The organism is Sphingomonas sp. (assembly GCF_003248515.1).
Classification (GTDB): Bacteria; Pseudomonadota; Alphaproteobacteria; order Sphingomonadales; family Sphingomonadaceae; genus Sphingomonas_I.
This window is the reverse complement of the sequence record NZ_QFOB01000006.1, coordinates 21,431-41,258: the sequence shown is the minus strand read 5'-3', so window position 1 is coordinate 41,258 and position 19,828 is coordinate 21,431. Positions and strand designations below refer to the sequence as shown.

Annotated in this window: 20 protein-coding genes; 13 read left to right on the top strand and 7 right to left on the bottom strand. The window is 61.1% G+C overall.

The window, feature by feature from the left end; all coding sequences use genetic code 11:
• Window positions 1-32: 32 nt before the first annotated feature.
• Window positions 33-1,346, bottom strand: a complete 1,314-nt coding sequence (locus DI605_RS11285; protein ID WP_293973509.1) for an AAA family ATPase — start codon at window positions 1,344-1,346, stop codon at window positions 33-35.
• 855 nt (window positions 1,347-2,201) lie between these two features.
• Between DI605_RS11285 and DI605_RS11280 the strand changes: the two genes are divergently transcribed.
• The 10 genes from DI605_RS11280 (at window position 2,202) to ligD (ending at window position 11,248) form a co-directional block, all read left to right on the top strand.
• The gene (locus tag DI605_RS11280) at window positions 2,202-2,912 is read left to right on the top strand and encodes a hypothetical protein (RefSeq protein WP_293973506.1); all 711 of its coding nucleotides are present in this window, start codon (window positions 2,202-2,204) and stop codon (window positions 2,910-2,912) included.
• A gap of 78 nt (window positions 2,913-2,990) precedes the next feature.
• Window positions 2,991-3,407 carry a hypothetical protein gene (locus tag DI605_RS11275; RefSeq protein ID WP_293973503.1) on the top strand — a complete coding sequence of 139 codons (417 nt, stop codon included), beginning with the start codon at window positions 2,991-2,993 and terminating at the stop codon, window positions 3,405-3,407.
• Window positions 3,408-3,516: 109 nt separating this feature from the next.
• A complete protein-coding gene (locus DI605_RS11270) occupies window positions 3,517-3,900 on the top strand; it encodes a hypothetical protein (RefSeq protein ID WP_293973500.1) in 384 nt (127 codons plus the stop codon).
• Window positions 3,897-4,136: a hypothetical protein gene (locus DI605_RS11265; protein WP_293973497.1), complete on the top strand. Its 240-nt coding sequence runs from the start codon at window positions 3,897-3,899 to the stop codon at window positions 4,134-4,136. The genes DI605_RS11270 and DI605_RS11265 overlap by 4 nt, the downstream gene beginning before the upstream one ends.
• A gap of 218 nt (window positions 4,137-4,354) precedes the next feature.
• Complete coding sequence (locus DI605_RS11260; protein WP_293973494.1) at window positions 4,355-4,708, top strand: hypothetical protein; 354 nt, start codon at window positions 4,355-4,357, stop codon at window positions 4,706-4,708.
• 141 nt (window positions 4,709-4,849) lie between these two features.
• Window positions 4,850-5,902, top strand: a complete 1,053-nt coding sequence (locus tag DI605_RS11255) for an AAA family ATPase (RefSeq protein WP_293973491.1) — start codon at window positions 4,850-4,852, stop codon at window positions 5,900-5,902.
• A 257-nt stretch (window positions 5,903-6,159) separates the two neighbouring features.
• Window positions 6,160-7,317, top strand: a complete 1,158-nt coding sequence (locus tag DI605_RS11250) for a site-specific integrase (RefSeq protein ID WP_293973488.1) — start codon at window positions 6,160-6,162, stop codon at window positions 7,315-7,317.
• 83 nt (window positions 7,318-7,400) lie between these two features.
• Window positions 7,401-7,700, top strand: coding sequence for a hypothetical protein (locus tag DI605_RS11245; protein WP_293973486.1), 300 nt, complete (start codon window positions 7,401-7,403; stop codon window positions 7,698-7,700).
• 132 nt (window positions 7,701-7,832) lie between these two features.
• Complete coding sequence (locus DI605_RS11240; RefSeq protein ID WP_293973483.1) at window positions 7,833-8,735, top strand: Ku protein; 903 nt, start codon at window positions 7,833-7,835, stop codon at window positions 8,733-8,735.
• Window positions 8,735-11,248 (top strand): DNA ligase D, encoded by a 2,514-nt coding sequence (gene ligD / locus DI605_RS11235; RefSeq protein ID WP_293973481.1) that lies wholly within the window; start codon window positions 8,735-8,737, stop codon window positions 11,246-11,248. Before DI605_RS11240 ends, ligD begins: the two co-directional genes overlap by 1 nt.
• Window positions 11,249-11,775: 527 nt before the next feature.
• Here ligD and DI605_RS11230 read toward each other — a convergent pair.
• Both DI605_RS11230 and DI605_RS11225 read right to left on the bottom strand, forming a co-directional pair.
• On the bottom strand, window positions 11,776-13,452 hold the full coding sequence (locus DI605_RS11230) for a recombinase family protein (protein ID WP_293973479.1): 1,677 nt from the start codon (window positions 13,450-13,452) through the stop codon (window positions 11,776-11,778).
• Complete coding sequence (locus DI605_RS11225; RefSeq protein WP_293974421.1) at window positions 13,445-13,789, bottom strand: DUF2924 domain-containing protein; 345 nt, start codon at window positions 13,787-13,789, stop codon at window positions 13,445-13,447. The genes DI605_RS11230 and DI605_RS11225 overlap by 8 nt, the downstream gene beginning before the upstream one ends.
• 190 nt (window positions 13,790-13,979) lie before the next feature.
• Between DI605_RS11225 and DI605_RS11220 the strand changes: the two genes are divergently transcribed.
• Complete coding sequence (locus DI605_RS11220) at window positions 13,980-15,140, top strand: DUF3644 domain-containing protein (RefSeq protein WP_293973478.1); 1,161 nt, start codon at window positions 13,980-13,982, stop codon at window positions 15,138-15,140.
• A 271-nt stretch (window positions 15,141-15,411) separates the two neighbouring features.
• On the opposite strand, the gene arsH is transcribed toward DI605_RS11220, so the two are convergent.
• From arsH to DI605_RS11200, 4 genes are read right to left on the bottom strand one after another with little or no spacing between them, the layout of a single operon-like run.
• Window positions 15,412-16,155 (bottom strand): arsenical resistance protein ArsH, encoded by a 744-nt coding sequence (arsH, locus tag DI605_RS11215; protein WP_293973475.1) that lies wholly within the window; start codon window positions 16,153-16,155, stop codon window positions 15,412-15,414.
• Window positions 16,152-16,820: an MIP/aquaporin family protein gene (locus tag DI605_RS11210; RefSeq protein ID WP_293973472.1), complete on the bottom strand. Its 669-nt coding sequence runs from the start codon at window positions 16,818-16,820 to the stop codon at window positions 16,152-16,154. The genes arsH and DI605_RS11210 overlap by 4 nt, the downstream gene beginning before the upstream one ends.
• Window positions 16,817-17,248, bottom strand: a complete 432-nt coding sequence (arsC, locus tag DI605_RS11205; protein ID WP_293973469.1) for an arsenate reductase (glutaredoxin) — start codon at window positions 17,246-17,248, stop codon at window positions 16,817-16,819. Before arsC ends, DI605_RS11210 begins: the two co-directional genes overlap by 4 nt.
• 11 nt (window positions 17,249-17,259) lie before the next feature.
• Window positions 17,260-17,589, bottom strand: a complete 330-nt coding sequence (locus DI605_RS11200) for a helix-turn-helix transcriptional regulator (RefSeq protein WP_293973466.1) — start codon at window positions 17,587-17,589, stop codon at window positions 17,260-17,262.
• A gap of 379 nt (window positions 17,590-17,968) precedes the next feature.
• Here DI605_RS11200 and DI605_RS11195 point away from each other — a divergent pair, with 379 nt between their 5' ends.
• Window positions 17,969-19,066, top strand: a complete 1,098-nt coding sequence (locus DI605_RS11195; protein ID WP_293973464.1) for a hypothetical protein — start codon at window positions 17,969-17,971, stop codon at window positions 19,064-19,066.
• Complete coding sequence (locus tag DI605_RS11190; RefSeq protein WP_293973461.1) at window positions 19,063-19,821, top strand: hypothetical protein; 759 nt, start codon at window positions 19,063-19,065, stop codon at window positions 19,819-19,821. Before DI605_RS11195 ends, DI605_RS11190 begins: the two co-directional genes overlap by 4 nt.
• Window positions 19,822-19,828: the final 7 nt, after the last annotated feature.

The following is a 19,828-nucleotide window of genomic DNA, read 5'->3' as shown; positions in this document are numbered from 1 at the left end:
CGACCATCCGTTTATCCACTGAACCAGCAACTTTAGAAAATCGCGGCTTCGAGCTCCTTGTATCCCTCAGAATCAGGGGTGATCAGGTGCACCAACCGTTCCTTGGCAAGGGCGTTCGCCGTCGACCCCATCCCGACGAGTTCCAGCTCCCGGCGCAGAACATTATAGATCGCTGGAGCAGCAGGTTTTCGATCGTCAGGCGGATTCCCTCTTCCAACGGCATCGGCCAAAGCCTGATCGATCAATGGCTTGATGCGCTGCCAACTGTTCGCCTCAACGGATTCAGCGAACCTCTCCAATACGTCGTCGGCGAAAAGGTAAGATTCGATGTTACGCCGGTGGAGTGTTTTGATCGGGAGAAGCTCAATCACCTCAGAGGCGGACTTATCGTCTCGATCTACCAGCCTTGTTACTATTGCTCCCGGCGTCAGCCGACCAACCAAATATGCGTAGCCTCGGCGATCGGTTGCAATCTCGCTGTTGGCACCACCTGGGACGAATTGAGCCTCAGGATGCGTTCGCCCGAATATCTTGCCATAGCATTCGGCATCGAGCGATTTTGCGCTATCCTCGCCTTCGCAGACAACGATGTGCTCCGGCGCGACCAGATCGCCTATATCGTCAAGCGCTACCTTCAAAGCGCGTTTCCAGAGATCTCTATCTGGTGACACCGGCCCTAGCGTTACCGCTTTATCAAAATCATGCCCCTCAAAGTCGAGGAAGACGACTGATCCAGGGTAAGCAAACGACAAATCGCGAGCACGTCGCATCATACCGATCGAGTGGCTAGCCAGCCAAAGCTGTGACTTTTCGGACACCCCCTCAAACAAGGCATTTAAAAGGTCGCCATGCACTCGAGCATTTAGATGAGCTTCCGGTTCGTCTATACACATCACTGTATCGACCAACGCATTTTGGCGCGAAAAAACATCAAGCAGCAAGTCAAACGCCGCCTTTTCACCGCTTGACAAATCTCTATAAGGAAAATCGCTAGAACCTCCCTTGTCAAATTTAAATGTTCCGTTATTTAGCGGATTTCCGATACCGGTGAACAGAAGTCCGGGAAACAGCCTTTCAAGATGCCCGGAAACCTTACCGATTGTCTTGGTCCGATACTCATCAAATGTTGTCGCCCCTTGCCCTTTCGTCCAAAGGTCTTCGACCGAGTTTGTCACCAATCTGGCGTAGTTTCTGCTCACCGCAGCATCATTGTCGATGGCTCTAAGCCCCTCCATGTCAGGCCGCATATTTCGCGGCTGACCACCGATCGATGACATCGAAAACTCAGCTTCGTTCCGATGGGCCGACCGAAAATAGAACGAGTTAGGATGAAGCTGACCAGGCATCAGGTTCGCTGGGCGAATACTCGTCGAACTATTTGGCCCCGAAACCGCTGCCTCGCCAGATGAGTGGAACTGAATCGCACTGTATGACGACCGAGGTGACGGCATTGCTATCGTCTGCCCGTTCGGACCAGGCATCGTCTGCGAAGGAAAGATTTCGGATGCGAGCTCATTGGTCATAATCTTCATTAGGTAGTCATCGTTGGGAACGTGTCCGGTCCCATTGCTCCTCAAAAAGAAAGATCTCATACCATCAAATAGGGAACTCTTTCCCGATCCGTTTGGCCCGCATAGGAAAATGAGCTTCGCGCTGGATGGCAGGTCAGAGATCATCAATTTCGAGAAGCGTCGGGTAGCCCGTAGTTCGATGCTCGATATTCGCACTGACAATTCCTCACCCCAGTCGAATGAGAACAAGTAACGAACATCGAGGGATGGTCAAGGGCCGAGCGCCAATCCGACCATCTTATATGAAGGCATCCAGGCCTTCCCGCGCAGACGGCTATTGCGAACGCCCTCCAGCCTAACGATAAGCGCTTTGCCCTCTGTGAAAGCCAGAGGGTGGGGCGTGGAAACCTCTCTTAGCAACTCGGTCACCGCGAAGGCGGAGGCCGGGTGGCATGCGCGCATGTCCAGTCGGTTTCGGCCGATAAAGGCGCATGCGCCTATGCTAAGTAGGTTTCCAACATCCGGCTTCGGCCGTCGTCCCGAGGGGTTCATAGGGGCGGCACGAGGTTGAGCCGAAGGTTGTCCCGCTAAGGGGCAATATCAATGACACCATCGATCCGACACGTCAGCGCACCTGCGTCCTGACGCGATCGGTCGCGCCCATTCCACATTCAGCAACAGGGGAACCCGATGGACGCCACGATTCCGTCCGCACCGACCCGCTCCGGGAAGGTTGCCAACATAATTCAATGGACTGTCTGTGCCCTAATGGCCGTGTCGGCGCTCACGCTTTCCGCTGGCGTGGGGAAACTGAACTCTCCGGGGGCACCGGCCGTCTACCTCTATATCTGCATCGCCATCGCGGTGATCGCCGCCCTAATTTACGCGCCCATGACGTTCAAACGGCTGCCTCGTACGGCCAAATGGGGAGCATATATCGCCTTAATCCCGATGCTGGCTTTGTTCGGCGACTGCACGGCAGCCGTGGATGCTGCGTGGCATCAGACACCAGAGGGCGCTAAGGAAGCCGCCGCTAAGGCGAAAGTCGAGGCACTGGCAGCCGCCGAGAAGGCGCGTAAGCAGGCGCTGGAAGATGCGCGTGCCAAGGCCGAACTGGCTCAAGCCGCTGAAACCGCTGCTGCCGAAAGACAAGCCGACATTCAGACACAGGCGCAGAACCTATGTGACAGCCTCGTGCCGAACGTTATCGCGTTGTCGAAGGACGGAATCGGCCCGGAGGTCATCGAAATCAACGAGATTGCGGTCGGCTATACGGGCGATGCCAACCAACTGAACTGTACCGGCCTCGCAGTAGTGTCTCGCGGAGGCGATCGCCGCATCGATTTTGGAGCGCGGAGGACACCGCAAGGCAAGAGCCTCGTCACGATGCAACTCCGCTAACTCTTACAACTCCACATCCACCACGGACCCTCGGCGCCACCCGGCGTCGGGGGTTTTGTCATTTCTGGAGCCCTTCACATGCAGATAATCACCGATGCGCAGTCCATGGCGCGCGCCATCGCTACGGCCCTCAACCCGTGGCTCAAACACATGCTGGCTCTGCGAAGCATTCAGCTGCTGGAAGCCGATATCGAGATTGGCGAACTCGGTCCCTTTATCATTGTCGAGCCAGGCGATGGTCTTGCCGCAGTTGAGACAGCGGCCGGTATCCCGATCGCCACCAACCTTGTCGATGGAGCCGCGTGGCCAGATCCAGACTTCGTCCCGAACTGGGAATGGGTCCGATCGGATCATGGCTGGCGCGAGATAGTGTTCGTTACCAGCGATGCAGGCGGGGGAGCCATCCTTTTTGTCCCGGACCGCGAAGGCATAGACCCTACCCTTCTCGCGATCATCCGCGCTTTCGCCGATCGGGACACCGCCGAACAGCCGTAAAACTTAGCGAAGCGCCTCCCTCTCGGACGCGCTCTCCCAACAAAACCAACGAAATCGCAGCGTCCAGGCACCCCGCCTCGGGCGCATTTTTTATGCCCGGAGAACATCAATGATCCACGCCTTCGACAGCGCATCGTGGGCGCGCGCCCTCAGCATGCCGCTTGATCCCGAACTGACCGCCCTCCTCACCGCTCGTCGTCGTCTCCTTGAAGCAGATGGGCTGCTCGACATGACCGACGTCGTGGTCGTCACCGCTGTCACCACGGAAGCCGACCTAGTCGAGGCCATAGGCTGGGCTCCGCTAACTGACCCCGACGGACGACGGCATGACGAACCCGCCTTCGTCCAGCCCTTTGATTACATCTACCGAGCCAGCCGCAACTATCACATTGCGGTCCAGATCGTGGGTAACGCCGGACATGCCTTCGAGCTAATTGTCGCGGACACCGCTAACCCGGCCTTGGTCGCTCTCTGTCGGGAGCAGGCGGCATGAAATGGCTGGGTATCTTCCTTGTGGCGGGGGCCATCATCGCTGCCGGACAGGCTGTGGCGGTCGTTCTCGGCCTCGCCATCCTCATCGGGCTGGTGATCGCGTTGTTCGAGTGCCCGCGCGAACTGTTCGGCATGATCGGCCTATGTCTTTTCGGGGCACTGATGCAGGCGCAGCCCTTGGCGTTCATCGCGTTGGTAGCGCTTATGGTGATAGCGAACATGCTTCGTCGTAGATGAGCCACACAAGCGGCAGCCGTAGCGCTAACGAACCAAACCATAATCACAATATAACCAAATAGGATGCTAACTTATTCGCCTATTATCAGTGACTTATGAGCCCGTTGGATTAACCCACACAGTGGGCATCGGGAAGACCACTTAGCCTCAGCTTTTTTGGTTACGATTTCCGGTGTGATCGTCCGGCAGCCTGCCGGGCTCACAGCCAGAGCAACATCATGCAGATCATCGATAATGACTCCCTCCTTCGCGGCGCAACCCTCGTCGATTATGCTTTCTCGGATCGCGGGAAGCATCTGACGCTCCAGGTGCCGGACTATATCGGCATCGTCGCCGCTTACCTCGATCGCGGGCGTGATCCCGACGATATCGAAACGGTTCTCGGCAAACACCTCAACATCAATATCGGCCGTCGCGCAAAGCAGACCTTCGATCTCTTCGAGGACTTTCGCGGCCACGGGCTTTGGATGCGCGGTGCTTCGGCAGACGACATCCGTTTCGTACATCAGCGCCTGATCGAACTGTATCCCGACCTGAATGCCGCTCAGCGGATGGCCTTCGACAAATACTGACGCCGGGCGTCGCTGCTGCCTCCGGCGGTGGCGACACCTGACCCGCGCCCTCTAATTGCCAACGCGGCGACGAGCGGAGGGCCGGGATCTGGAAATCTGGCGATCTGACCACGGTCGCCATCACGCATCGGATTTAAGATCATGGAAGTGAAAGATATATTTAAGGAGGCAAGTCGACCGATCCCGACTGCGTCTCAGAACCCACTGCTCAAGTTTTCGCTCACCGGACAAGGCGGCGAGTTGGAGGCCCGCGCCCTTAGCCAGCGTCCGTTGCTCGGCGAAGTCTCCCTCGCTGGCGAAATCAGCATTTGGTACGGTCCGCCGAACTCAGGAAAAACCCTTATCGGCCTGCATCTGGCGATGGATGCGGTGGATGCAAAGCGGATTGCCCCGCAGGACATTTTCTACGTCAACGTCGACGACAGCACCGCAGGCGTGGCAGCCAAAATGAAGGCTCTGGACGATTACGGCATCCACGGTCTGGCGGAAGGCGAACATGGCTTCCGTGCGTCCGGTCTCATTCCCGCTATGGAGGAGATGATCGCCAACGGCTCAGCGCACGGCAAGCTCATCATATTGGATACATTGAAGAAATTTGCCGACCTCATGAGCAAGAAAGACTCTGCAGCCTTCGGCAAGCTCGCTCGGCGTTTCGCGATGGCGAACGGATCGCTGCTGGCTCTCGCGCACACCAACAAGCATCGCGGCGCGAACCAGAAGCTGGTGTTCTCGGGCACCAATGACCTCTTCGAGGACAGCGACAGTTGCTACTATCTCGACGCTAAGGAGGAACGCGGCAACGAACGCGTCATCGAGTTCGAGTGCTTCAAGAACCGGGGCGGCACCGCCCAGCGTGCTTTCTACACCTACGCCACCACGACCGGCTTGAGCTACGTCGAGCGGCTTGCCTCGGTCCGACAGGTGGACGGCGTCGATTTCGAACAAGGACCGCCTCCGGGCTCGGATGAGCACATTACGGAATGCATCGAGCTGGCGATCGAACACGGTCACAATAAGAAAATGCAGATACTGAGGGTAGCCGGTGCTGCGTCCCGGAGCAGCCGGGACAAGGTGCTTCGGGTGTTGGAAGCGCGGACGGGCGAAGATGCCAGTCGTCACCTGTGGACCTTCGACGTCAAGGCGCGCGGTGCCAACGTTTATCGGCTGCTCGCGGGCGTATCGGTGGCCGCTTAGTTTCAGATCCCGAGTTCGCCGCCCAACCTGCATCAGTTTCAGTTTTCCAATTCCCAACCCCTCGCCGGCCTCACCCGTCGGCGGGGATACGGGCGGCACATGCCCTCTGCCCGGACTGCCCAACCTCGCCCGCCTGCGGGCCACGGAGCGCTGTTTCGGCCCCCGCCCATCCCCAACCCATCGCGCCCTCGCGGCGTGCCCCTGCGTGCGCCTGTGCGGCCGCGCGCCATCTCCTCTTCACGAAGGAAATTCCGACCATGAAGCTCAAACTTGACGCGGCTGTCGTTGCCGCTGCCGAATGCCCGACGGGCAAGAAGAAAATCGACCTCTGGTGTACGCACAACCCCGGCCTCGTGTTGGAAGTGCGCGCCAGCGGCGGGAAGACGTACTATCTGCGATATCAGGACCAGCACGGCGCCCAGCGTCAGCATAAGATAGCGCGGTCCGATCAAATTAGCCTCGATCAGGCCCGCAAGACCGCCCGGCAGCTGATGTCCAAGGTTGCCCTTGGCGGCGACCCGATGGCGGATAAAGCCGAGAAGCGAGCGGTGCCGCTCTATGGTACTCTCGCCGACGACCACATCGCCCATGCCCGGACGCACATTAAGTCGATCAAGACGCTGAAGGGTTACATCGACAACCACATTCGCCCGCGCTGGGGCAAGGTTCGGCTGACCGACATCAAGCAGCAGGACGTGGCGAAGTGGCTGGCGGAGAAGCGGGCGGAAGGCCTCGCGCCGGCCACGGTAGAGAAGATCCGTGTGATCTTTAGCCGATCGTTCGAACTGGCGGCACGCTGGGAAACGCCCGGTGGCGACAAGAACCCCGTGAGGGGCGTGCCTCGACCGAAATTCAGCAACGCTCGCGAGAAGTATGTCACCGCCGATGAGACCGCCCGGTTGATGGCGGCAGCGGCGAAATCCCGGAACCCCGAGCTGGCCAACGTCATCGGCCTTCTCCTGCTGACCGGAGCGCGGGTATCGGAGTTGCTGTCGGCGCGCTGGCAAAACGTCGATATCGATCGGCGGGACTGGTTCATCCCGACATCGAAAACCGGCCGATCCCGCCACGTGCCGCTGTCTCAGGCGGCCCTGGACATCATCGAGGCGCTGCCGAAGGGCTCGGGCTTCCTGTTCCCCAACCCGCGCAATCCGAAGCGGCACCTTACGACAATCAAGCACGGCTGGCAGACGGCGCGTGTCGCGGCAGGCTTACCGGACCTTCGCATCCACGACCTGCGCCATTCAGCCGCGTCCGCGATGATCAACAACGGCGTCGGCATGGCGACCGTCGGCAAGCTGCTGGGGCACGCCAACCTCGCCTCCACGGCACGCTACTCGCACTTCGCTGACGATACCCTCGCCGCTGCCGTCGAAGCCGGTGCCGCCAAGCTCAAGCTCGGCATCGCTGCCTAACCTTCTCGCCTCGATCCGCCTCGCGCGGGTCGGGGCACCCTTTCCTATTATTTTTCGGCTTCGGCCGCGAAGGACATCCGACAATGAATACCCCGATCCAAACTGCCGCCGAGGCCGTTGTCCCGGCAGTACCCGACGAGACCGCTCTCATCTTCCAGCGCCTGCGCGGGCTTCGCGATGCCTGCGGCGACGCCAGCAGCACCGACACGATTCTCGTTCTCATAAGCGCGGCGCTGGACGAGGGTTTCGACACTCGACCGCGCATTCTTGGCGCGCTGTTTAAGCTGGGCTACGATCGCGCTCGCGTGGCCAAGCTTTTGGATGCGCAAATGCGCGTTCGCTGGCGCTCCAGGCCGGGCCGGCGATACGAGGCGATCATATAGGATTTTCCATCTGGTCGCGGACAAATTCACCCGGTGGCGTGCACTTCCACTTCCGTTCGACGGCCGATCAACCTTCAAGTGGAACAACTCCCACCGTGCCGGCTTTGATGCGCAACCAGATGGAGATCTCGCATGCCGGCACGCGCATATTGGCAGGGGCAGATCCGCCTCGCTCTGGTGTCGATCCCGGTCGAGATTTATTCCGCCACCAAGAGCGGGGCGACCGTCTCCTTCCGTCAGATCCATGAGCCGTCCGGCAAGCGCATCCATTACGAGAAGGTCGTTGACGGCATCGGCCCGGTCGATCCGGACGAGATCATGAAGGGTTTCGAATATGAGAAGGGCGAATATGTCCTGCTCGACGAGAAGGAGATCGAGGGCGTTAAGCTGGAGAGCAAGAAGACGCTGGAGCTGACGCAGTTCGTCGACGTGCACGAGGTCGACGCGATCTATTACGACAAGCCCTATTATGTCGTTCCTGCCGACGATCTCGCCGAGGAGGCCTTCGTCGTGCTGCGCGAGGCGCTGCGCAAGACACGCAAGGTGGGGCTGGGCCAGCTGGCGCTCAGGGGCCGCGAATATGTCGTGAGCCTCAAGCCGTGCGGACGCGGACTGGTGCTGGAGACGCTGCGCTACGCCGACGAGGTGAACAAGGCGGCCAGCTATTTCCGCGACATCGGCGACGCCAAACCTGACGAGGATCTGCTCGATCTCGCCACCTCACTAATCGAGAAGAAATCAGGCAAGTTCGATGCATCCGATTTCCATGATCGCTACGTCGATGCGCTGCGCGACCTGATCGCCCGCAAGCGCAAGTCGAAGTCCGGCAAGGTCAGCCTCGACACGGATGACGACCGGCCGGCGAAAGGCGGATCGAACGTTATTGACCTGATGGCGGCACTCAGGAAGTCGCTCGACAAGCCGGGCGCTGCAACTCCGGCCAAGAAGGCCGCCTCACGCAAGCCGGCGGCAACGAAGGCGGCGGCGAAACCGACCGCGAAGAAGCCGGCTCCACGCGCCCGCAAGAGCGCGTGATGGCCCGCGCCGATCCGCTGGCGACCTACAACGCGAAGCGTGACTTCAAGCGGACGAAGGAACCGAAAGGCGATCCCACGGGAACGGCCGCCGGCAATCTTTTCGTCGTGCAGAAGCATGATGCCACCCGCCTCCACTGGGATTTCCGGCTGGAGATGGACGGCGTTCTCAAAAGCTGGGCGGTGACGCGCGGTCCTTCCGCCGATCCGGACGACAAGAGGCTGGCGGTGAGGACCGAGGACCACCCGATGGCCTATGCCGCCTTCGAGGGCACGATCCCCAAGGGCGAATATGGCGGCGGCACGGTCATGCTGTGGGACGTCGGCACATGGTCCCCTGTGGGCGGCAAAGATCCGGCCAAGACGATCGAGGACGGTCACGTCCATGTCGTCCTGCATGGCCAGCGGATGCGGGGCGAATGGCTGCTGGTGCGGATGAAGCCGCGCCCCGGTGAGAAGCGCGAGAACTGGCTGCTGTGGAAGGTCGCGGACGATCATGCCGGCGCGTCGATCGATTTGGTCGGCACCGGGCTTACTTCGGTCGAGACGGGTCGCAGCATGGCGGAAATCCTGCGCGGTGGTGATCCGGTGTGGCATTCGGATACAGCCGAAGCGAAACGGGATAAGACCGCCGCGAATGCGCCGGGCAAGGCACCTCCGAAGCCAAAACGCGCGCGTAGAGGCAGGAGATCGGGCAGGCCGCCGGCTTTCCAGTCAGTGCAGTTGGCGACACTCGCCGATACGGTGCCGGGTGGCAGCGGCTGGATCCATGAGGTGAAGTTCGACGGCTATCGTGCGTTGCTCGCCTGTGGTGACAGTGCAGCCAAGGCCTATACCCGCAGCGGGCTCGACTGGTCGGATCGCTTTGCAACAATCGTTACCGCAGCACGCGATCTCGCCCCGCACGGCGCACTGATCGATGGCGAGGTTGTGGCACTCGACAAAGCGGGGCGACCCAGCTTCTCGGCGCTCCAGGCCGCGCTGCAGGATAGCGGCGAACTTCATTACTTTGCCTTCGATCTGCTGGAGGAAGGCGGCGAGGATCTGCGCGATCTGGGGCAGGTCGAGCGCAAGGCGCGACTGTCGGCCCTGCTGGAGGGCGTATCGCCGCCGATCCACTATACGGAGCATGTCGAGAAAGGCGGCGAGGCGCTGTTCGATCGGCTGTGCCGCGATGGCTATGAGGGGATCGTCTCCAAGGCCGCCGACGCGCCCTATCGCGGGCGGCGAACGCGAAGTTGGTTGAAGGTGAAATGCACCCGCCGACAGGAGTTCGTGATCCTGGGCTATCTGGAAAGCGGCAAAGCGGGGCGCGATCTGCAGTCGCTTCTGGTGGGTGTGCAGGACGGCAAGCGTTTGCGTTACGCCGGGAAGGTCGGCACCGGCTTCAATGCTGATACCCGCGAGAGACTGCTGGCGCGGCTGAAGCCGCTGGCCCGTAAGACCCCGCCGGCCGAGGTGCCCAAAGCTGCCGCGCGTGGCGCGCATTGGGTCACGCCCAAGCTTGTAGCTGAAGTCGCATTCGCCGAATTCACCGCCGAGAATGTGTTGCGCCACGCCAGTTTTCTGGGGCTGCGCGAGGATAAGGCGGCTGCGGATGTCACGCGCGAGACGCCGGTTCCCTCAAAGGCCCCAGGCACGGCGGACAAGCCCTTCGGCATCGTCATCTCCCACCCCGATCGGGTCGTGTTTCCCGACAGCGGCCACACCAAGGGCGATCTCGCCACTTATTATGCCGCCATCGCCGAACCGATGCTGCGCTGGCTCGGCAACCGCCCCGTCAGCCTCGTTAGATGCCCGCAGGGGCGCGGACGACATTGCTTCTTCCAGAAGCACGATGGCGGCAGCTTCGGCGGCAAGGTTTCCACCGTCGCGATCCGCGAAAAGAAGGGCGGCGAGGAAGAGTATCTCGTCGTCGATAACGGGGCCGCGCTGCTGACCTGCGTGCAGATGGGGACGATCGAGTTTCACGGCTGGGGCTCGCCTGCGAGCGCTGTCGAACACCCCGACCGTCTGGTGTTCGATCTCGATCCCGACGAGGGCCTGGGCTTCGTGACGGTACGTGATGCAGCCGTGCTGCTCCGCGATCAGTTGGCCGAACTGGGTTTACAGAGCTGGCCGATGGCTTCGGGCGGTAAGGGCGTGCACATCATCGTGCCGCTGGACGGCGGCAGCGACTGGCCAGTGGTGAAAGATTTCGCCAGCCGCTTCTCCCGCGCGCTCGGGCAAGCCTTCCCAAGCATATTTACCGCCAACATGCGCAAGGCTAATCGCAAGGGCCGTATTTTCCTCGACTGGCTGCGCAACGAGCGTGGCGCGACAGCGGTGCTGCCTTTTTCGGTGCGAGCACGGGAACGGCCGACTGTCGCGGCTCCGATAACGTGGGACGAACTCGCCCGGCTGAATGACGCGCGACCCTACACGATCGACGATATCGAATTGCTGCTCGAACGCACTGGCGCGAGGCAGTTCACGGATTGGTGCGCGATCTCGCAGGCGCTTCCGGAAATTTAACCCCTCAGCACGTAGCCCCCTCACCTGCCGCCCTCATTCCAAGTGGGTCGGCAGAAGGTCGATTTTCGCAAGATCGTCCAGCCAAAGTGCGTTCGCTAGGAAGCAACCGATCACCGAACTTTGCCCGATTTGGGGCGGGATTGGGTAACACCAAAACCACACCCCGATTTAGGCATCATCCATCTGATAAATATATAGAAATACGCCTTCGTCAGAGGCCTTCGTAATGCGGGGGTCACAGGTTCGAGTCCTGTAAGCGGCACCATCCATTCTCATATTCACCGACTTGGTGGCGGTCTCTTGGCTCGAGCCAAATTCCTCCCGCTTTTCCGGGACTTTGCCGAGGCAGGTGGCTGTCGCGCGTGTCGCGAGACCGTTTTGACCCGGCGTTGCGCGGCCAATCCGGCCAGAGTCTCTGAGCGCCGTTTCCGTGACCCGTGGAGAAAGGTCTCAGCTGAAGACCGTGAGCCAAACGGAACGAAGAAGACCGCGCATATAGCGCGGCCTTCACCCGATGGTCGTGACGTTCAGCTGAAGCCGAGCGTCTTCCTTTGCTCACGCCAGTCCATCGGCATCTCTGGAACGCGTAGCAGCCTGCGGGCCGAGAGCGAGCGCGGTTGGCGTCCTTCAACGATGGCGCTGACGATGTCAGGCGCGAGCGTGTGCAAGCGGGCATGGCGCGCCAGCTCGTTGCGCTCGAGCCGCGGGATGGTCGATCCACCTTCCACCAACGTGCGGTGTGCCTGCTCAGCGCGAACGATCAGTTTCACCAGAGCAGCATCGACAAGCGCCGGCGCAGCCGGGTCCCAGGCATCGATAACCATCCGCATTTCTAGACCGCAACGCGTCAGCTTCGCGGGGATAGTCAGTACGATCGGAGGAGCATCTTCCTCTGCTGGAACGGCGCCCAGTTCCAAAAGCAACTTGTCTCGCGCGACGCTTATCTGAATCGCCGCCTCGCTGATGGTAACTTCTGTCCTGATCGCCAGCAGCGAGGCGCGCAGCTCCGAGGTGGCCATCGCCACCATCGATCCGGCAAGCAGTGCAGCAGCCTCGAGGATGGGAGCCGGTCGGTCCAGCGGCCCAAGTACGTCAAGCAGCTCAGACGAGCGGCTTAGCAAGCGTCGCAGCTTATCTCGCACCGCCTGCTCGACGTCGCTCGCGGGTATTCGCCAGCCATCGGCGGGCATCTTGCGGTCCACGCCGACCTGCGTGAAATAGTAGCGGTAGCGTCGGCTGCCGCGCGTGCTGTGGCTTGGCGTCATCGCCCTGCCCTCGGCATCCTTGATGATGCCAGCCAGCAAGCTGGGACTGGCGGCGCGGCCGCCAACGCGACGGCTGTTTCGATTGTCGGCGAGCAACCGCTGGGCGGCCTCCCACACGTCCCTTTCGACAATACCCTCATGCTCACCCGGAAAGCGCTCGCCGCGGTGTTGGACCTCGCCGATGTAGAGGGGGTTTTTGATCAAATAGCTGAGCGGCCCGGGATAGAAAGCGATTCCACCGACGGCACGCCCGTCCTTGTAGGTACGCGGCTTGGTGCGGATACCTCGCTGTTCGAGCTCCGCGGCCAACGCGCCGATGGAGCCAAGCTCGAGATAGAGTTTGTAGATGGCGCGAACGTCCGCCGCTTCCGCTTCGTTGATCACGAGCTTGCGGCTGCCGAGATCGTAGCCGAGCGGCACCGGTCCGCCCATCCACATGCCCTTGCGCTTGGAGGCGGCCACCTTGTCGCGGATGCGCTCGCCCGTCACCTCTCGCTCGAACTGCGCGAAGCTCAGCAGCACGTTCAGCATCAGCCTGCCCATGCTCGTCGTCGTATTGAACGCCTGCGTCACCGACACAAAGCTGGCATTCGCCCGCTCGAGCACCTCGACGATCTTGGAGAAGTCGGCGAGGCTTCGGGTCAGCCGGTCGACCTTGTAGACGACGATGACGTCGACCTTGCCGGCGGCAATATCGGCAAGCAATTGCTTGAGACCGGGCCGTTCCAAGCTTCCGCCGGAATAGCCGCCATCATCATAAGTGTGGGGCACAGGCGTCCAGCCTTCGTGGCGCTGGCTGGTGATGTAGGCAGCACAGGCCTCGCGCTGGGCATCGAGGCTGTTGAACTCCTGCTCCAATCCCTCCTCCGTCGACTTCCTTGTGTAGATGGCGCAGCGGACCTTGTCCGAGCGAGTTATAGCCGAGGCGGGCTTAGCCATGATTCGCCACTTCCCTGCCCTTCCCGGTAGCGCGCAAGCCGAAGAAGCGCGGTCCTGACCAATTGCTGCCGGTGATGTCGCGCGCAATGTGGGTTAGTGACGTGTAACGACGCTCCTCGAACAGAAAGCCATTGTCCAGCACCAGCACCTGATGTGTTTGGCCGTGCCATTCGCGAACAAGGCGAGCACCTGGTCTGAGGCTTGGCCGAGTAACCTCAGCTCGCATCTTTCCATTCTTTGCCGGGCCCGCCAGGCTGTCGAGCTTGCGACGGATGTCAGGTGCGAGCCCGCCATGTGCTCTCTCCTGCAACCGATAGCCTAGCCTTCGGAGTGGGATCAGCGGCTGTCGCGCTCATTAGCTGAACGAAAGCACCTTTTGGCGAACCGATCTGCGCACACCGAATGTCGCTTTCTGGGCATGCTCGGCAAGAAGCTGCCAGCCGGCATCCCACCCAATAAGTGTACGCCGGATCGACTCCGGCGCTGATCATGACCTAGCGTGGAGGACAAGGGGGGCTAGGCGACGTATGGCGAAGGTCGTTCTGTCAGATCGGGAGGTCGGCCTCATTAAGGGGCTGATCCAGCACAAGGCTTTGAACGATCAGCAGGTGCTGGCGATCTTCAGCTTCCTCGATCGCAACTTCAACCACCGCGAGATCGGAGCAATCCGGAAGGGGACGAAGCCACGCTACGTGGCGATCGCGACCGCTACCGTCGGGGAGGTGGACGCGCTTCTCTACCAGTATGCCAAGCTGGCCGCGCTGGCCGAGCATCTCGGGTTCTATGTGACCACCTACGCCAGCGCGCAGGTTCGCAAGGCCGTCGAGATCTTCAAGACCGCCGTCCTCGTCTACAACAACAACACGCTGTCCACCCGATCCGAGACCTTCATTGTCCTGTCGATCATTGCCTGGACATACCTACTGCACGCGCGACTGACCGAACAGGGCGTGACGCCGGCGTTCAAGAACGCGGACGGCTCACCGGTCATGATCGACGGTCAGGAGAAGCTCTGGGAGCTGGGCTATTGCATCGAGCGGCCGCAGTCGGGGCTGTCAGCAGGTGAGAAGGCCAACCTCAGATACCTGATCGCAATCAGGAACGCGATCGAGCACCGATCCGCCGAGGACGTTAACGATGCGCTGCAAGCGAAGATACAGGCAAACGCGTTGAACTTCCTGCGGTTCGCCAAGGACAACTTCGGCAGCAAGTACGACTTCTCCCACGACCTCGCGTTCGCGATCCAGCTCCAGGCGCTGACCCTGCAGTCCGCGAACGCGCTGAAGGGCGCGGTGCCGGTCGCCAAGGCGGTCGCCGCCGTCAACGCGCTCATCGAGGGGCCGATGTCGCAAGCCGAGTTCGACGACCCCGCTTACTCTTTCCGTGTCTACGTGGTGCCGAAGGTAACGAACAACGCCAAGAAGGCGGACCAGGCTGTGATCTACAGTCCAGTCGGCTCCAACGTGGAGGTGGCGATCAAGCACGTCGAGCGTCCAAAATATCGGATGACGGAGGCTATCAAGAAGCTGCTCGACGACGGCGTGGCCGTTACCACCCATCAGTTTACGCAGGCCTGGAAGCTAAACGACCTGAAGGATCCGGCGAAGGGCCTCGCGGTGCTGTTGGGCGGCCAGTGGTTCTGGTATCAGGAGGGGATCGACCGTATCAGGGGCATTGTGACGGCCTGAAGTCGTCGCGGCCGGAGCGACAATGTCACGCACTTACTGGCAGCTATGCGCGGCAGCGTGTTAAAAGCTGCCAGTCAACTTTGTCCCCAATCTAAGCTGTTCGGAGCGCCTCCCTGGGCTCGACGGAGCGGTCCATTTATTCACATGAACGAATGGCAGGTTTCTGGTGCCGCCTTAAGCTCGTTGAGCGGCCGGGATTGGGTCTTTCCACCACGACGCCGACCCCTCGCGGGTATTGAGCTGGCTTTGCCTTCCAACGAAGACCGGCGCCTCAACCACGACGCATTGCGATTGCCGAGTGATCCTCTGCTTGAACCAGAAGGCCTGCCGCTTTCCGCTCGGAATAGCGATCGACAAGTTGGCTCGCGTGCGGACGCATCAGCACGGTGATCCGCACCAATTCCTCCATTACATCGAGGATCCGGTCATAATAGCTGGACGGCCTCATGCGGCCCGCGTCGTCGAATTCCTTGTAGGCCATCGCCACCGACGACTGGTTCGGGATCGTGAACATACGCATCCAGCGGCCGAGCAGTCGAAGCGTGTTCACTGCGTTGAACGATTGGGAACCGCCCGAGACTTGCATGACCGCAAGCGTGCGCCCCTGCGTTGGGCGCATTCCCTTCATCTCAAGCGGCAGATGGTCAATCTGTGCCTTCATGATTCCGCTGATTTGGCCATGCCGTTCTGGGCTGCACCAGACCTGCCCCTGCGACCACATCGACAGCTCTCGCAACTCATGGACGGCGGGATGATCGTCGCCGGCTACCTGGTCGGGCAGCGGCAGGTCCGACGGATCGAAGATGCGCGTCTCGGCCCCGAAGAACTGGAGCAGACGTGCCGCCTCCTCGACCGCCAAACGTGAGAAGGAGCGCTCACGAAGAGAGCCGTAGAGCAGCAGGATGCGCGGCGGCGGTTGGTCGTCACCGAGACCGAGCGCCGGTTGCCTGATCGCGTAAGCGGGATCGAGCGCGGGAAGATGATCGGGTTCTGCAAGGGCGCGTATGCGGCTCACGCAAATTCCTCTTGAAGGCTGGGGAAGATGATCCCGCTTACGAGATGCGCGGCGACTGCGCCGACGATCTGCGCGATGACGAACGCCGGAACGCAGGATGGTCCGATCCCCGCAAAACTATCGCTCAGCGATCTGGCGACGGTGATGGCGGGGTTGGCGAAGCTGGTCGATGAGGTGAACCAGTAGGCGGCCACGATGTAGAGCGCGACGCTGGCCGGGATGCTGTCCGGCCGCATCCGCATCGTGCCAATGATCGTCGGGATCAGCCCGAATGTGGCGACCGCTTCCCCGGCCCACTGTCCGGGCCCGTAGCGTAGCTTCGTGGAAAGCTGGAGGATCGGCAGGTCGAACATCAGGTGCGCCAGCCACACCCCAAGGATGCCGCCAACAAGTTGCGTAGCGACATAGGCCAGCGCCGTGTCGGTGCGGATATGACCGCGCAGGCGCATGACCAATGTGACGGCCGGGTTCATGTGCGCGCCGGACACTGGACCGAACATCGTGATGAGGACAAACAGGATCGCGCCCGTCGCCAGCGTATTGCCCAGAAGGGCGACGGCCATGTTGCCGCCGGCCAGACGCTCCGCCATGATCCCGGAGCCGACGACGGTCGCGAACAGCATCAGGCAGCCCAGCGCCTCGGCGAAGATCGCGCGCGAACTCACGTCGACTGGATGCGACGGCCGGCAGCGTCGATCACCTGCTCGCCATCCTCCTTCGCGAACGCGCCGAGCTGCTGCGCGGGCATTATGTCCAGCACCGCCTCGGATGGACGGCAGAGCTTCACGCCGAGCGGCGTCACGACCAGCGGCCGGTTGATGAGAATCGGGTGCGCCATCATCGCATCGATGATCGCCTCATCCGGCAAAGCCTCATCGCCGAGGCCGAGGTCGGCATAAGGCGTGCCCTTTTCGCGCAGCAGGGCGCGCGGTGTCAGTCCGGCGCGGTCAATCATGTCGATGAGCAGCCCGCGCGCAGGCGGCGTCTTCAGATATTCGATCACATGCGGCTCGACACCGGCATTCCGGATCAGAGCGAGGGTGTTGCGGGACGTGCCGCACTCAGGATTGTGATAGATGATGATTTCGATCACGCCGTGATCTTTCAGCAGCATATGAGTTCGGCGAGCAGCGGCTCGCACAGGTCAGCTCGGCCTTGGCAACAGTCCTTCGCGAGGAAGGTCATCAGCGCGACTAGCGCCGAGACGTTCGCACGCTGTATCTGCTGACGTCCGCGCTTTTCAGCGCTCACAAGACCAGCCTTCGCCAGCACTGCGAGATGGGTCGAAAAGGTACTCTGGCTCAGACCGCTGGCTTCGACCAATGCGCCGGTCGGCAGTCCGTCGGGCTCATGACGGATCAGCAGCCGGAAGGCGTCGAGGCGCGTCGGATGCGCAAGAGCCGCCAAAGCGGATATCGCCGAACCATTTTCCATACATCGGAATTACCCGATGTTTCTGGTCGCTGCAATATGTATCGGGAATTTCCGATATGATGCCCTTCTGCTAGTCCGCAGGTCGCGTGAATGAACGACCGGTTCCGGGAAGCGGAGAAGCTGCTTTGATGTCCGCATTCGGGTCAAATGAGCGTTCAGATCTCTCGCATATATGCCCTAAATGTCCGAAGGATCGCCTTGATCTCCGGACCATATACAGCAAGTTCCTTATGGGTGGCAGAGTTGATTAAAGTCGATTGTGCCTTACGCAGCCTTGAGTGTCGGCCTCTCGATAGCGTAGGTCCTCGGCGAAAAGCTGGATACGGAGCATCGCTTGCGACCAACTTGTAATGGATGGCTTCAACTCATCGCGACGGCGATGTTAACGAACCCCGCCGGTGTCCTTGGCGCTATCACGCCGGCGATCATAATTGCTCTGACGCTGGAAGCTAACCTTCCACTCACCATCGCGCTGAGGCTCGTCGCCGTCGAGTTCGCGACAATGACCGTGGCAATGATGCTTGTGCCGATAATGATGGGCTGGGTCAGCGATCGCGCCTTCGCCGTCATGGCGATCGTCACGGCGATTGGAGCCCAACTCGCTTTTCTGACCGGTAATATCTCGATCATCATACCGGCACGGGCTGTTCTCGGGCTCGCAGAAGGCGCCCTCTATGGGTTAGCGATCGCGGTGCTCGCACGGACCCCCCGTCCAGACCGAGCATTCGGCATCGTCGTATTCTCGAACCAGATCGTCAGCGCATTGTTGCTCGCATCGGCAACTGGGGCGCACCTGCGATTTCCGCACTTCGGGATCTTCGCGCTGCTCCTGATCTTCCTGCTGCTTACCTCGGCATGCGCGGGCTTCCTGCACAAGATGGAAGAGGAAGGCCAGAAGCGTCCGCCTGTCGTGCTTGGAGACATCCTTTCAATGCTGCCCGGGCTCGCCGGCATCTTTCTTTTGGCCACGGGATTTGGCGCGATCTGGCCGGTTGTCGCGCTGACCGCGCGGGCTCGCGGTATCGGGGACGTCGATCTCGGGTACGTTCTTTCCGTCGCCGGCTTGGCGGGAATCGCTGGTGCGGCTCTCGCGATCCTGTTGGCAGATCGCATCGGTCGCGTGCTCCCACTCGTCGCGGGATCCGCAAGCTTGGCGCTTGCATTCGTCGGAAGCGTCGGCGGGCCGTTCGGGATCGCCGTTCCGGCCATCCTCTTCTTCTGGTCTTTTCTGGTGCCTTACTATCTGGGATCGGCGGCGGAAGCGGATCATTCGGGTCGCGTGGTCGTCCTCGCCGGGGCCATGTTGCCGCTCGGGATCGCCGCCGGTCAGATCTTTGCAGGCTTGTTCGTCGAGGGCGAGGCTTTCGGCCCATTGAGTTCGTCGGCAGCGGCAATGACGGGCTGCGCCATCCTCTGCATGATCCTCCTTCGCCGACGTGCCAAACCCGTTCGCCCCCTGGAGCGGACGAACGGATGACGGTTCAAATTCTCTTTGCCCAACATCTCGCCTGGATGCCGCTCATCGCCGAGCGGATCGACCCGAGCCGATATGCCGGGTCGTTCGCACCGCTGGAGCATGTCGATCTCGATGCCTTCGATGCGGTTGTGCCGTTCGGACTGGCGGATTACGAGATATTATCAACGCGGGCGGATTTGGAAGGTCGCCGCTTCCTGCGCCCTGCGGATGACGTGGTGGCGCTCTGCAACGACAAGCTCGAGTTGGCTCGCCATCTCATTAGAGCGGGCTTCGAACGTCACATCCCCGCCGTAGGCGATGTGGGCGATCTCCCTTTTCCACTGATACGCCGGCCGCGGCGTGACGAGTTCGGGCGCGGCGCCCGGATTTTCCAGGGACCCGCTCCCGCCCATCATGATCCGGCGCTCTTCGATCAGGCTTATGTGCCGGGGGCCGACGAATATGTGCTCCACGCGATCCGGCATCGGGGCCGAATCCGCTTCGCCTGGGCGCTCCATCATCGCATGGCAGGTCCCGGCCTCGTTCGTGGCGGCGCGAACGCACCGATCGAGAGCCGCGAAATCGATCCCCGCCCGGCGCTCGCCGCTTTCGAGCCGATGCTCACGGCCCTCGGTTATTCGGGGACCTGTTCCATCGATTTCAAGATCGCCGGCGACGTGCCCGTCCTTCTGGAGATCAATCCGCGCGTTGGAGGATCGCTGACATTGGGGATCAATGCCTATATCGGCGCCTATCTCGATTGCCTGGCGCCTTGAATCGCGG

Excerpts from the sequence above, each read along its gene's own strand:
- DI605_RS11285 (WP_293973509.1), bottom strand. The coding sequence starts at position 1,346 with ATGCCTGGTCAGCTTCATCCTAACTCGTTCTATTTTCGGTCGGCCCAT.
- DI605_RS11280 (WP_293973506.1), top strand. The coding sequence starts at position 2,202 with ATGGACGCCACGATTCCGTCCGCACCGACCCGCTCCGGGAAGGTTGCC.
- DI605_RS11275 (WP_293973503.1), top strand. The coding sequence starts at position 2,991 with ATGCAGATAATCACCGATGCGCAGTCCATGGCGCGCGCCATCGCTACG.
- DI605_RS11270 (WP_293973500.1), top strand. The coding sequence starts at position 3,517 with ATGATCCACGCCTTCGACAGCGCATCGTGGGCGCGCGCCCTCAGCATG.
- DI605_RS11265 (WP_293973497.1), top strand. The coding sequence starts at position 3,897 with ATGAAATGGCTGGGTATCTTCCTTGTGGCGGGGGCCATCATCGCTGCC.
- DI605_RS11260 (WP_293973494.1), top strand. The coding sequence starts at position 4,355 with ATGCAGATCATCGATAATGACTCCCTCCTTCGCGGCGCAACCCTCGTC.
- DI605_RS11255 (WP_293973491.1), top strand. The coding sequence starts at position 4,850 with ATGGAAGTGAAAGATATATTTAAGGAGGCAAGTCGACCGATCCCGACT.
- DI605_RS11250 (WP_293973488.1), top strand. The coding sequence starts at position 6,160 with ATGAAGCTCAAACTTGACGCGGCTGTCGTTGCCGCTGCCGAATGCCCG.
- DI605_RS11245 (WP_293973486.1), top strand. The coding sequence starts at position 7,401 with ATGAATACCCCGATCCAAACTGCCGCCGAGGCCGTTGTCCCGGCAGTA.
- DI605_RS11240 (WP_293973483.1), top strand. The coding sequence starts at position 7,833 with ATGCCGGCACGCGCATATTGGCAGGGGCAGATCCGCCTCGCTCTGGTG.
- ligD (WP_293973481.1), top strand. The coding sequence starts at position 8,735 with ATGGCCCGCGCCGATCCGCTGGCGACCTACAACGCGAAGCGTGACTTC.
- DI605_RS11230 (WP_293973479.1), bottom strand. The coding sequence starts at position 13,452 with ATGGCTAAGCCCGCCTCGGCTATAACTCGCTCGGACAAGGTCCGCTGC.
- DI605_RS11220 (WP_293973478.1), top strand. The coding sequence starts at position 13,980 with ATGGCGAAGGTCGTTCTGTCAGATCGGGAGGTCGGCCTCATTAAGGGG.
- DI605_RS11200 (WP_293973466.1), bottom strand. The coding sequence starts at position 17,589 with ATGGAAAATGGTTCGGCGATATCCGCTTTGGCGGCTCTTGCGCATCCG.
- DI605_RS11195 (WP_293973464.1), top strand. The coding sequence starts at position 17,969 with ATGTTAACGAACCCCGCCGGTGTCCTTGGCGCTATCACGCCGGCGATC.
- DI605_RS11190 (WP_293973461.1), top strand. The coding sequence starts at position 19,063 with ATGACGGTTCAAATTCTCTTTGCCCAACATCTCGCCTGGATGCCGCTC.